This window comes from Kitasatospora sp. NPDC089797 (genome assembly GCF_040684795.1).
GTDB lineage: Bacteria > Actinomycetota > Actinomycetes > Streptomycetales > Streptomycetaceae > Kitasatospora.
Genome location: NZ_JBFBGS010000013.1, coordinates 110,936 through 122,473 on the forward strand (window position 1 = coordinate 110,936; position 11,538 = coordinate 122,473).

11 protein-coding genes are annotated in these 11,538 nt (G+C 74.1%); all 11 read right to left on the reverse strand.

From position 1 onward, the window contains the following. Nucleotide 1 precedes the first annotated feature (1 nt). Genes rfbC through AB0O91_RS12795 form a run of 11 tightly spaced genes read right to left on the reverse strand, consistent with a single transcriptional unit; the run spans nt 2 to nt 11,537 of the window. On the reverse strand, nt 2-550 hold the full coding sequence (gene rfbC / locus AB0O91_RS12745; protein ID WP_363431035.1) for a dTDP-4-dehydrorhamnose 3,5-epimerase: 549 nt from the start codon (nt 548-550) through the stop codon (nt 2-4). After that, a complete protein-coding gene (locus tag AB0O91_RS12750) occupies nt 547-1,743 on the reverse strand; it encodes a polysaccharide pyruvyl transferase family protein (protein WP_363431037.1) in 1,197 nt (398 codons plus the stop codon). The genes rfbC and AB0O91_RS12750 overlap by 4 nt, the downstream gene beginning before the upstream one ends. After that, nucleotides 1,740-2,687, reverse strand: a complete 948-nt coding sequence (locus AB0O91_RS12755) for a glycosyltransferase family 2 protein (protein ID WP_363431040.1) — start codon at nt 2,685-2,687, stop codon at nt 1,740-1,742. Before AB0O91_RS12755 ends, AB0O91_RS12750 begins: the two co-directional genes overlap by 4 nt. After that, the gene (locus AB0O91_RS12760) at nt 2,684-4,006 is read right to left on the reverse strand and encodes a hypothetical protein (RefSeq protein ID WP_363431042.1); all 1,323 of its coding nucleotides are present in this window, start codon (nt 4,004-4,006) and stop codon (nt 2,684-2,686) included. The genes AB0O91_RS12755 and AB0O91_RS12760 overlap by 4 nt, the downstream gene beginning before the upstream one ends. Nucleotides 4,007-4,011: 5 nt before the next feature. Beyond that, nucleotides 4,012-5,313 (reverse strand): DUF4910 domain-containing protein, encoded by a 1,302-nt coding sequence (locus AB0O91_RS12765; RefSeq protein ID WP_363431044.1) that lies wholly within the window; start codon nt 5,311-5,313, stop codon nt 4,012-4,014. Continuing rightward, the gene (locus tag AB0O91_RS12770) at nt 5,310-6,335 is read right to left on the reverse strand and encodes an SDR family oxidoreductase (protein WP_363431046.1); all 1,026 of its coding nucleotides are present in this window, start codon (nt 6,333-6,335) and stop codon (nt 5,310-5,312) included. Before AB0O91_RS12770 ends, AB0O91_RS12765 begins: the two co-directional genes overlap by 4 nt. A 3-nt stretch (nt 6,336-6,338) precedes the next feature. Beyond that, nucleotides 6,339-6,986: a PIG-L family deacetylase gene (locus AB0O91_RS12775; RefSeq protein WP_363431048.1), complete on the reverse strand. Its 648-nt coding sequence runs from the start codon at nt 6,984-6,986 to the stop codon at nt 6,339-6,341. Further along, nucleotides 6,983-7,780 carry a glucose-1-phosphate cytidylyltransferase gene (locus AB0O91_RS12780; protein WP_363431051.1) on the reverse strand — a complete coding sequence of 266 codons (798 nt, stop codon included), beginning with the start codon at nt 7,778-7,780 and terminating at the stop codon, nt 6,983-6,985. The genes AB0O91_RS12775 and AB0O91_RS12780 overlap by 4 nt, the downstream gene beginning before the upstream one ends. After that, nucleotides 7,777-9,012 (reverse strand): class I SAM-dependent methyltransferase, encoded by a 1,236-nt coding sequence (locus AB0O91_RS12785; RefSeq protein ID WP_363431054.1) that lies wholly within the window; start codon nt 9,010-9,012, stop codon nt 7,777-7,779. Before AB0O91_RS12785 ends, AB0O91_RS12780 begins: the two co-directional genes overlap by 4 nt. Further along, nucleotides 9,013-10,284: a glycosyltransferase gene (locus tag AB0O91_RS12790; RefSeq protein WP_363431057.1), complete on the reverse strand. Its 1,272-nt coding sequence runs from the start codon at nt 10,282-10,284 to the stop codon at nt 9,013-9,015. It lies immediately after the preceding gene. Nucleotides 10,285-10,286: 2 nt separating this feature from the next. Further along, entirely contained in the window at nt 10,287-11,537 is a 1,251-nt protein-coding gene (locus AB0O91_RS12795; RefSeq protein WP_363431060.1) for an O-antigen ligase domain-containing protein, read from the reverse strand. Nucleotide 11,538 lies beyond the last annotated feature (1 nt).

Genomic DNA, 11,538 nt, shown 5'->3' on the forward strand with positions numbered 1-11,538 from the left:
ATCAGCTCTCCTCGGAACGCAGGACCTCGGCGAGGCTCGGCGCCCCGCGGTCCCGCTCGGACATCGACACGGCCGGCAGCGGCCAGGGGACGGCGAGTTCGGGGTCATCGAAGGCGATCGTCACGTCCTCGGCCGGGTCGTGCGGACGGTCGATCCGGTAGGAGACGTCGGCGTCGGTGAGCGCCTGGAAGCCGTGGGCGCAGCCCGCCGGGATGTAGACGCTGGCCTGGGTCTCGCCGGAGAGCTCGAAGGTGGCCACGTTGCGGTAGGTCGGCGAGTCCGGCCGCAGGTCCACCACGACGTCGAAGACCTCCCCGTGCGAGCAGCGCACGATCTTCGCCTCCCCGGCGCCGGAGCGCAGGTGCAGGCCGCGCAGCACGCCGCGCACCGAACGGGAGACGCTGTGCTGGACGAAGGCGTCGGGGTCGAGGCCGACCGAGCGGAGCACCTCGGCGTCGAAGGTGCGGCAGAAGAAGCCGCGCTCGTCGGCGTACGGGGTCGGGGTGAAGAGGTACGCACCGGCGATCGCCGGTACTTCGGTCGCCTTCACAGGGATTCCTTCGGGAAGAGGGCCGCGGTCAGGGCGGCGAACTGGTGCTCAAGGCGTCGGCGGGCGGCCAGGTTCCGTTCGGTCAGGGTCTGCCGCAGCTCCGCCGCCCGCTTCTCCAACTCCCGGAACTGCTCGATCAGTCGGTCGGCGTCGACCTCGCGGGCCGGGTGGCGGAACTCGCCCAGCCCCATCAGCTCCATCAGGGCATCGCTCTTGCCCGCGTAGCTGAGGGCGAGGGTCGGGGTGCCGGACTTCAGCGCGCAGACCAGGTTGTGGTACCTGGTCGCCACCACGGCGTCGGCGGCGGCGGTCTCCGCCGTCAGCTCGGCCAGCGAGGACGCGTCGGAGGCGGTGACCAGCGGGGAGCCGACGGCCTCGATGATCGCCCCGACCACGGCGAAGTCGGCGCCGTCGCCGGTGAGCAGCCGCACCTGTCGGCCGTCCTCGACCAGCGCGCGGACGAACCGGGTGGTGCCGTCGACGTAGCGCCGGTGGATCTCCTCGGCCCGGTCCCGGTCGTCGTTGCCGCCGTGGAAGTCCATGACGCCCACGCAGACCCGCCCGGGCGTGGGCTCCTCGACGACCGGTGTCGGCAGCGAGAAGGCGAGGTCCGGGTAGACCTCGTCCCGCGTGGTGTCCACGCCCATCTCCCGCATCGCCGCGCGGGACAGCTCGTCCCGGTACGAGCGGTACGCGGCCAGCCGGGCCGACCGGCGCACCAGGGCCCGGACCGCCCGGTCGGCGATCGGGGCGGCGCCGACGCCGGCCAGCGCCACCCTGGTGCCGAACAGCCGCCCGGAGGCGCAGAGCAGGAACAGCGCGTACGGGAAGCCCCACGGCCGCAGCGGCAGGGTGGCCTCCAGGACGCCCATGCCGGGCACGATCACCACGTCGTGCCGGCGCACCCAGGCGGCGGTGCGCACGACGTCGACGAGTTTGCCCACCGCCTTGCCCGCGATCGAGCCCGCCCGGGAGGCCGTCCGGTACTCGCCGCGGTACCAGTGCAGCCGGGTCGCCGGGATCCGGTACCGGGCCCGCACCGCCTCGGGCCCGCCGCACAGCGCGTCCACGACCGCCGCCGGGTGCTCGGTCCGGAGGTAGCCGAGTACGGCCTCCAGCGACCCGTCGTTGCCGAGGTTGCCGGAGCCGAGCAGGCCGAACACCCCGACCCGCAGCGGGCGTCGGGCGGTCACGACCGCCTCCCCTCGCGCCCGGCCACCAGGTCGTCCACGGAGACGGCGACCTCGGGCGGTACGACCGGTGCGCGGTCCTCGACCCGCTCGCCGGCGCCCGAGCGGCGGCGGCTGGTCAGCCAGGAGCGCAGGGCGCGGTAGCACGCGCGGCGGTCCTGCGGGGACAGCGGCGCCCGCCGGATCGCCTCGATGAAGCCCCAGACGTACTCGACGAGCAGCCGCGGCGTCGGGTGCAGCAGCCCGGCCCGGCGCGGGTCCAGGTTGACGCAGCGCGAGCGCTTGGACGGGTTGGCCCGCTCGGCCCGGGTGGGGTGGTCGCGGCGGAAGTAGAGCAGCTCGGGCACCTGGTGGAAGGGGCCGTGCAAGGTGATCTCGGCGACGAAGGTGCGGTCGGCGTGGTGGTAGCTGTCGTGCGGCTTGACGCGGCGCAGCACGTCGGCCCGCATCACCCCGTAGAAGTCGTCCCCGCCGGGCTCGAACAGCAGGCTGCGGAAGCGGACGGGGGCGGACGGCGAGTCGGTGGCCAGCCCGTACGCGTACGGCACCTTGACCCTGCCGGTCTCGTCGATGACGGCCTGGTCGGAGTGGGCGAGGATGACGTCGGGCCGTTCGTCCAGCGCCTCGACGCAGCGCAGCAGGAGGTCCCGGGCGTACAGGTCGTCGTGCGAGGCCCACTTGAACAGTTCGCCGCGGCACTGGGTGAACACGTAGTTGTGGTTGGGCGCCGCGCCGACGTTCACGGGCAGCCGGAGGTAGCGGATCCGGGAGTCCTTCGCGGCGTAGTCGCGGCAGATCTCCTCGGTGGTGTCGGTCGAGGCGTTGTCGGAGATGACCAGCTCGAAGTCCGCGTAGGTCTGGCCGAGCAGGGCGTCGAGGGACTCGGCGAGGTACTCCTCGCCGTTGTAGACGGGCAGCCCGATGCTCAACCGGGGAACGGCGGTCATTGCGTCCTCACAGGGGAGTTGCCTTCACGTGCTTCGGAAGAGGTGCCGCGGTGGTGCTCGCGCAGGGCGGCCCGCAGTTGCAGCCACCACACGGCCGAGCCGCAGGCGGTCGCGGTGGCGACGCCCCAGGCCGAGCCGACGGTGCCGGCCGCGGCCGCCCCGCCGAGCCCGCCGGCCAGGTAGCAGGCGGAGGCGAACAGTTGGCAGCGCAGGCTGCGCCGGGCGGCGGCGAGCGCGCGCAGCCCGGCGGCGGCGCCGCTGCCGAGGCCGGCGCCGGCGACGCCGAGGGTGGCGGGCACGATGAGCGGGGCGGCGGAGTGCCAGACGTCGCCGAGCACCAGCTCGCCGGCCCGGTCCGGCAGCAGCAGCAGGGTCGCGCCCCACAGCAGGGCGGCGCCGGCCTGGCCGCCGCCCAGCAGGAGGCAGAACCGGCCGAGCCGCCGCGGTTCCTGCCGCAGCACCCGGGCCGCCTCCGCGACGGTGACCAGGGACAGTCCCATCAGCAGGGCCAGGAACGGCCCCTGCAGCAGTTCGGCGCCGCGGACCGCGCCCACCGCGGCGACCCCGACGATGGCGCCGAGCCCGTACGCCCGCAGCTGGCCGGCGCCGCTCAGGCTGACGTTCTCGACCAGGTAGCGGGAGCCGAGGTCGCGCTGCTCGCGCAGCCAGCCGCGGGCCTGGGTGACCCGGGGCCGGATGCCGGACTGGAGGAAGCCGTACCCGGCGGCGGCCGCGGCCGCCGCACCCCAGGCCAGGACGAAGGCGGCCACGGTGCCGACCCGGGCCGCCACCACCATGGCCGGGATCAGCGCGACGCCCTGCACCAGGTCGTTGGCGAAGGCCTTCTGTCCGGTGCCGGCGGCGAAGAAGGCGAACCGCCGGGAGTCCTGCAGCAGCAGGAACGGCAGGGCGAGGCCGAGCGCGGCGAAGGCGGGCCCGACCTCGCCGCCGATGCCGAGCCCGACCAGCAGGCAGGCCGTCCCGAGGGTGCCGCCGACGGCGAGCGCGGCCCCCGAGGCCCGGCCCGCGGCGGCCCGCCAGACGGCCTCCGGCACCCCGCTGAACCGCACCATCAGCGGGTCGGTGGCCACCCCGCGGGAGACGTTGAGCACCACGCCGTAGGTGAGCCAGGCCAGGCTGAACACGCCGAAGGCGTGCACTCCCAGTTCCCGGGCGACGTAGGCGCCCACCACGAAGTTGATCATGCTGTTGACCGCCTGGTCGGCCAGCCCCCAGGACAGCCGCCCGAGCACGCCCCGCTTGGCACTCCGCCCGGCCTGCGCGGGCGGGGCCGCCGTCCGCACCCCCTCGGTGGCCATCGGCGTCACTCCTTGATCAGTCCGGCGCCCCGGAGGGCGTCGGCCGCGGCGGCCACGGTGTCGAAGGGCAGTGCGGCGCGCTCGGCGACGTCCAGCAGGCTGTGCTCCCCGTCGGACAGGCTGAGCACCCACAGCATCGCCAGCTGCGCCTGCTTGGCGTCGCTGCGGCCGCCGAGCGAGTCGTACAGCCCGCGCCGGCCCAACTGCGGTTCGCCGTACGGGCTGAGGTTGCGGTAGCGGCGGTTGCGGTCGAGCACGGCGAACGCCTCGCGGCAGACCGCCAGGGTGTCCGCCAGCGCCTCCGGGGTGACGAAGTCCGGGTTGTCCCCCGAGGTGTGGTACTCGGGGTACCCGGCGTACGGGGTGCGGCTGAGCGAGCCGACGCCGAGGTCGAAGCCGGGCGAGCAGTACTGCCGCTCGTCGTAGCCGTACGGGGTGAACTCGCGGATCTCGTGCGGCCGTTCGGAAACGGCGAGGACGTGTCGGAGTACCCGGTCGATCTCCGCGTCGCCGCGCCGGCTCTGCTTGTACGTGAGCCGGCCCCGGTCGCCGGCGCAGGCCAGCACCAGGCCGTGCTCGACCTGGTCGATCCGCTCCGCGTTGCGGGCCAGCCAGGTGATCGCCCCGATGGTGCCGGGGGCGAAGACGAACCGGTAGGTGTACCGGTTGTCGCGCTTCGCCAGCTCCTTGGCCAGGAAGACCGCCACCGCCACGCCCGCCATGTTGTCGTTGGCGAGCGCGGGGTGGCAGACGTGGGTGGAGACGATGACCTCGTCGGCGACCCGGCCGGGCACCACGTGCTCGGCGTAGGTGAGGTGGCCGTCGGCGAGCGTCGAGTCGATCCGCACCTCGTAGTCGCCCTCGGGCAGGGCGTCCAGGGTCTCCTGCGCCAGGCAGAAGCCCCACTGGGGCTGGTAGTAGCTGGTGCGGTACGGCACCAGCGAGGGCTGGTCGGGCAGGGTGTACAGGTGCGGCCGCAGCTCGCTCAGCGGCATGGTCGCCGCCACCGGCACGCTGTAGCCCAGCACGTGCAGGCTGGAGGCGGCGAAGTCCACGACCCGCCGCCCGGAGGCGTCCGCCACGTACGCGTCGCGGATGTTCCACTCCTGCGGCACCGTCCAGTCCAGCACCTGGGTGCCGGTGGGCACCTCGTGGACCTGGAGCGGGAGGTGCTCGCCGACGATGTCGAGGGTCGCGCGCACGCCGTCGCCGGTGATGCTGCGGCAGAGCGGGTAGAGCCGCTCCACCAGGGCGTGCATCTGCGCGCCGACCGCAGCCGCGGCCGTCTCCTCCCCGATCGCGGTCATCGGCGCCACCGCAGGGTGTCGTCGACGGTGCCGGCCCCGGTGGCCCCGCGCAGCACGGCCAGCCGGGTGAAGCGCTGCTCGAAGTCGGCCCTGGTCAGCCCGAACTCACGGTAGGCCTCGGCGAGTTCGAGGGCGCCCCGCTTGACCGTCCACTCGCAGTCGAAGCCGGGCAGGGCGGCCCGGACCCGGGAGAAGTCCACCCGGTAGGAGCGCGGGTCGGCGCCGTTCTCGCCGGTGATCCGCACCGCGGCGCCGTCCACCGCCTCGGCGACCTGCTCGGCGATCTCGGCGACCGTGACGTTGTTGACCTCGCTGCCGATGTTGAACGCCCGGTCGTGCACCGCCTCGCGCGGCGCCTCCAGCGCGGCCGTGAAGGCCCGGGCGATGTCGGCGGCGTGCACCAGCGGGCGCCAGGGGGTGCCGTCGGAGAGCACCAGCACCTCGCCGGAGAGCAGCGCGTGGCCCACCAGGTTGTTCAGCACGATGTCGGCGCGCAGCCGGGGGGAGTAGCCGAAGGCGGTGGCGTTGCGCAGGTACACCGGGCTGAAGTCGCCGTCGGCGAGCTCGTGCAGGTCGTCCTCCACCCGCACCTTGGACTCCGCGTACGGCGTCACCGGGCGCAGCGGGGCGTCCTCGGTCACCAGGTCGTCGCCGCCGGCGGCGCCGTAGACGGAGCAGGTCGAGGCGTACAGGAAGCGCCGCACCCCGGCCTCGCGGGCCAGCCGGGCCAGCCGGACCGAGGCGTGGTGGTTGATGTCGTAGGTGAGGTCGGGCGCCAGCGAGCCCAGCGGGTCGTTGGAGAGCGCGGCCAGGTGGACCACCGCGTCCACCCCGGCCACGTGCTCGGCCGTGACGTCGCGCAGGTCCACCCGGTGGCCGGGCGGGTCGGCGGGCGCCGGGCCGAGCAGGCAGTCGGCGAACAGGCCGGCGTCCAGGCCGACGACTTCGTGCCCGGCGGCCGCGAGGACCGGGGCCATCACGGTGCCCAGGTAGCCCTGGTGTCCGGTCAGCAGTACGCGCATGGGTCAGCCCTCCAGATCAAGAGTCAGTTTGGTGACGGCGAACGCCTCGGCGTAGCGGGTGTGGCACTCGATGCCGCGGATCCGCGCCAGTCCGAGGAAGGCCTCCCGGTCGTACCAGGGCCGGTGCCGCTGGGAGGGGTAGTGCTCCAGCAGCAGCCGGACCTTGGACTCGGCGACCTCGGGGGCGAGCGGCTGGTAGGCGGTCGGGCGGCCGAGGTCGCCGTCCCACTTGACGATCTCGTAGCCGAGCACCAGGTGGTCGCGGAAGGCGGTGATCATCAGCTTCGCCAGGCCGCGGTGGTCCTGGTGGGCGTCCTCGGTGCGCGGGGCGAGCACCAGGTCCGGTTCGGTCCGGGCGCGCAGTTCCTCGACCGCGGCCTTGGCCTCGTCCCAGTGCGCGGGCAGCCGGCCGTCCGGCAGCTTGAGGACGGTCAGCCGCAGGTCGGCGCCCGGGCAGAAGGCGGCCAGCGCGGCCCGCTCCTCCTGCTCGCGCTCGCCGCCGCCGCCGGAGAGCACCAGCGCGTCCACCCGCAGCCCGGGACGCGCCAGGCACATCGTCAGCAGGGTGCCGCCGGCGCCGATGGCGAGGTCGTCGCAGTGCGCGCCGACGGCGACGACCCCGCTCAGGCCCGCGGCTCCGAGGCGGATCACGCGGTCCTCACGCCGGAGCCGTCCTTCTCCCACACGGCCCACGGCCGGTCGCCCCGGGCGTAGGCGGCGTCCAGCGCGGCCCGCTCCTTCACGGTGTCGGTCGGCTTCCAGAAGCCGCGGTGCCGGTGGGCCACCAGCCGGCCCTGCTTGGCCAGTCCGGCGCAGCCGTCGGCGACCAGGTCCCCGTTCTCCGGGATGTGGTCGAAGACCTCCTGGCGGAGCACGAAGTAGCCGCCGTTCTCCCACAGCGGCATGTCGCTCACCGCGGTGATCCCGCCGACCAGGTTGTCCTCGCCCAACTCCACGCAGTGGAAGGAGGACTGCGGCGGAACCACCATCATCGAGGCGCCGGCGTCGCGCCGGGAGAACTTCTCGATCATCTCCGGCAGCGGGGCGTCGGTCAGCACGTCGGCGTAGTTGGCGAGGAACATCTCGTCGCCGTCCAGGTGGTGGCGCACCCGGCGCAGCCGCTCGCCGATCGGCGACTCGATGCCGGTCTGGGCGAAGGTGATCGTCCAGGAGGAGATGTCGGTGGAGAGCAGCTCGGTCCGCCCGCCCCGCAGCACGAAGTCGTTGGACGCCGTCTCCTCGTAGGTGAGGAAGAAGTCCTTGATGTGCCGGGCCCCGTAGCCGAGGCACAGGATGAACTCGGTGTGCCCGTAGTACGCGTAGTAGCGCATCACGTGCCAGATCAGCGGCCGCGGCCCGACCATCGCCATCGGCTTGGGCACGTCGTCGGAGGAGCCGCTGCGCATCCGCAGCCCGTAACCGCCGCAGAACAGGACGACCTTCACCGCTGCACCTCGACAATGCTGAGTTCCGGGATGGGGAAGACCAGGCGGCCGCCCCACTCGTGCACGAAGGACAACTGCTCGGTCAGTTCGGCCCGCAGGTTCCACGGGAGCACCAGGACGTAGTCCGGCCGGTCGGTGCGGATCTGCTCGGGCGGCAGGATCGGGATGCGGGTGCCCGGGGTGAACCGGCCGTGCTTGTAGGGGTTGCGGTCGACCGTGTACGGGAGCAGGTCGGGCCGGATGCCGCAGTGGTTGAGCAGGGTGTTGCCCTTGCCGGGGGCGCCGTAGCCGACGACCGTCTCGCCGCGCTCGGCCGCGTCGATCAGGAACCGCAGGAGGTCCCGGCGCACCTTGGCGACCCGGGCGGAGAACTCGGTGTACCCGGAGGTCTCCTGGAGCCCGGCGGCCTTCTCCCGGTCCAGCACCTCGGCCACCCGCCGGGTCGGCTCGCCGGCCGCCGCGTCCGGGCGGGCCCACAGCCGGATCGAGCCGCCGTGGGTGGGCAGCAGCTCGACGTCCACCAGGGTGAGGCCGCCGCCGGCCAGCGCCCGGGCGGCGGAGGCGACGGTGTAGTACTGGAAGTGCTCGTGGTAGATGGTGTCGTACTGGTTCTCCTCGATCAGAGTGAGCAGGTGCTGCACCTCGATCGACACCCAGCCGTCGTCGGCCACCAGGGCGCGCAGCCCGCGGGTGAAGCCGACCACGTCGGGGATGTGGGCGTACACGTTGTTCGCCACCACCAGGTCCGCCGGGCCGTGCTCGGCCCGAACGGCCGCGCCGGTGGCCGGGTCCAGGAACTCGGTGAGCGTGGGCACCCCGGCCTCCCGGGCGGCGGCGCCGACGTTCACCGAGGGCTCGATGCCCAGGCAGCGGATCCCCCGGTCCACCACGTGCCGCAGCAGGTAGCCGTCGTTGCTCGCCACCTCGACCACGAAGGCGTCCGGGCCGAGCTCCAGCCGCCGCACCGCGCCCTCGACGAAGTCGCGGGCGTGCTCCACCCAGGAGGTCGAGTAGGAGGAGAAGTAGGCGTACTCCGAGAAGGTCTCCTCCGGCGTGATCAGCGGGGGGAGCTGCGCCAGCCAGCAGTCCGTGCAGACCCGCAGGTGCAGCGGGTACGCCGGCTCCGGCCGGTCCAGTTGGTCGACGGCGAGGAAGCTCTCGCACGGCGGGGTCGCCCCCAGGTCGACGACGCTCCCCATCGCCGTCGAGCCGCACAGCCGGCATCGTGTCATCTACTGCTCCCGATTCCCGCCCGCGCGGGAGTCCCGCCGCGGGCCAGCGTGTCCGTTCCCTACCGGCGGCGCGCCGTTCGCGCCGCCGGACCGCCGCGCGATCGCGCCGCGGTACCCCTCCACCAGGCGCTCCAGCCCGACGCTCGGGCTGAACCCCTGCTCGTAGCGGAGCCGGGCCGCCCGGCCCAGCTCCCGGTTGAACTCCGGTCCGGCGGTGAGCCGGCGGATGCCGTCGGCCAGCGAGGCGGGGTCGCCCGGCCGGTGCAACAGCCCGGTCACCCCGTCCTCGACCAGTTCGGTGAAGGCGCCGTGACCGGCCGCGACCACCGGCACGCCGGCCGCCATCGCCTCCACGACGACCAGGCCGAACGCCTCCAGCCAGGTCGAGGGCGCCAGCACGGCGACCGACCGGGCGACGGCCTGCCGGCACTGCTCCGGGTCGTACAGGCCGACGTAGCGCACGTCGGCGCGGTCCGCGGCCCAGTCGGCCACCTCCCGCTCCAGCGGCCCGGTCCCGGCGACCACCAGCGGCACGCCCACCCCGCCGGCCGCGGCGAGCGCGTCCCAGGCGGTCATCAGCAGGCGCACGCCCTTGGCCTCGGCGAGCCGGCCGAGGTAGAGCAGGTGCTCACCGGCCCCGCTCCGGCGGACGCCCGGCTCCGGCACGAAGTTGTGCTTCACCGTCAGGCGCCCGGCGGGCATCCCGGAGCGCACCAGCACGTCGCGCTGCGCCGCCGAGATGCAGAAGAACCGCTCCACCCCGGACCACCAGCGCCGCCGGTTGACCGCCAGGCTGACCGCGAGCGGCACCGTCGCCAGCCGGGAGTTGCGGTAGCAGCCGTGCCGGACGGCGGGCAGCGGGGACGCCCCGACGCACTCGCTGCACGGCCGGCCGTCCCGCTGGAGCGTGCCCGGCGGGCAGACCTGGGTGTAGTTGTGCAGCGTGGCGACGACCGGCACCCCGGCGTCGGCGCAGGCGGCCAGCACGGCGGGCGACAGCAGCGGGAAGACGTTGTGGACGTGCACCACGTCCGGCCGCTCGGCGCGCAGCCGGGCGGCGAGCTGCGCGCGGACCGCGGGGTTCCACGGGACCAGCAGCGGCACCGCGGCCTTGGCCGGCAGGGACTTGGCGGCGATCGAGTCGCTGCGCCGCTCGAACAGCCCGACCCGGTGGCCGGCCCCGCGCAGCAGCGCCGTCTCCTGGTCGACGACGGTGTTCTCGCCGCTCGGCTGGGCCGAGGCGTAGCGGTTGTGCACGACGAGGACGTGCATGCTCAGGTTCCCTCCGGGGTGCGGGCCCGGTGCGCGGTGCGCGGCCGGGGGACGTCGGGCGCCGGGAGGGGGGCCGCCGGGGCGGGCGGCACCAGCAGCGAGGCGGCCACGGTCAGGTGCAGCAGGTACGGCGAGGCGTCGCCCAGCCCGGCCTCGGTGTAGGAGGCGATCGCGCAGTAGCTGATCAGGAAGATGGCGCCGGCCCGGGCCAGGGACGGCGGCCGCAGCAGGGCGACGCCGCCCAGCACGACGAACACCGCCGCCACGAGGGCGACCCCGGCCAGGCCCTGTTCGTTGTAGACGGCCAGCCAGCTGTTGTCGATCGGCAGCCCGCCGTAGGACTTGTCGCCCAGGCCCACGCCGAACAGCTGCTCCAGGGTCGTCCGGGGCGCCGCCAGCAGGGCGTCCCAGACCTTGGCCCGGCCGGTGAGGTTGGAGAAGTTCTCCTGGCTCTGGCCGCGCAGGAACCAGGCCTGGAGCAGCGAACTCAGGCCCACCGCGGCCACGGTGGCGCACACCACCGCCCAGGCGAAGAACCGGCGGGCGGCGGCGCTGGTCAGCAGCAGCGAGCCGATCGCCAGCACCAGGCCGATGATCAGACCGAGGGTGGCGGTGCGGGTGTGGGTCAGCGCGAGCAGCAGCAGCGAGGGGACGATGACCAGGGCCGCGTCCCGCCCGGTGGTGCGGCGGTCCAGCAGGAGCAGCACCGTCAGCCCGACGATCACCGCGGCGTACTGGCCGATCTGCGGCGGGGTGAGCGGCCACAGCGCGCCGACCAGCCGCCCGCCGTACACGTCCGGGAAGGCCAGGCCGGGGGAGGCGACCAGACCGGCCGCCACCGTGACGAGCACCAGGAAGTACGCCCGGATGTGGTGCCGGACGAACTCCTCGCCGCCGTCCCACCAGCGGCTGAGCAGCCACAGCGTGCCGACGAACAGGGCCAGCCGGAAGCAGCGGAACAGCGCGCCGAAGCCGGACTCCAGGTTCGCGCTGGAGATCACGCTCAGCACCAGCAGCAGGGTGAGCAGGAACAGGTAGCCGCTGGGCCGCAGCCGCAGCCGCAGGTTGAGCACCAGCGCCAGCACGAACGCGGAGACCAGCGCGCCCATGGTGGCCATCTGGATGAGCGAGCGGGGCAGCGGCACGACGGTCACCGCCCCGGCGGAGCCCAGGGTGTTGAGGATCAGCAGGCCCCAGATCAGCCCGACGACCTTCGGGGCGGCCGGCCGGTCCGGCGTCGGTGCTCCGCCCACC

Bases quoted from the DNA above. Each gene is read 5' to 3' on its own strand.
- AB0O91_RS12760 (WP_363431042.1), bottom strand. From the start codon at position 4,006: ATGGCCACCGAGGGGGTGCGGACGGCGGCCCCGCCCGCGCAGGCCGGG.
- AB0O91_RS12755 (WP_363431040.1), bottom strand. From the start codon at position 2,687: ATGACCGCCGTTCCCCGGTTGAGCATCGGGCTGCCCGTCTACAACGGC.
- AB0O91_RS12765 (WP_363431044.1), bottom strand. From the start codon at position 5,313: ATGACCGCGATCGGGGAGGAGACGGCCGCGGCTGCGGTCGGCGCGCAG.
- AB0O91_RS12785 (WP_363431054.1), bottom strand. From the start codon at position 9,012: ATGACACGATGCCGGCTGTGCGGCTCGACGGCGATGGGGAGCGTCGTC.
- AB0O91_RS12770 (WP_363431046.1), bottom strand. From the start codon at position 6,335: ATGCGCGTACTGCTGACCGGACACCAGGGCTACCTGGGCACCGTGATG.
- AB0O91_RS12790 (WP_363431057.1), bottom strand. From the start codon at position 10,284: ATGCACGTCCTCGTCGTGCACAACCGCTACGCCTCGGCCCAGCCGAGC.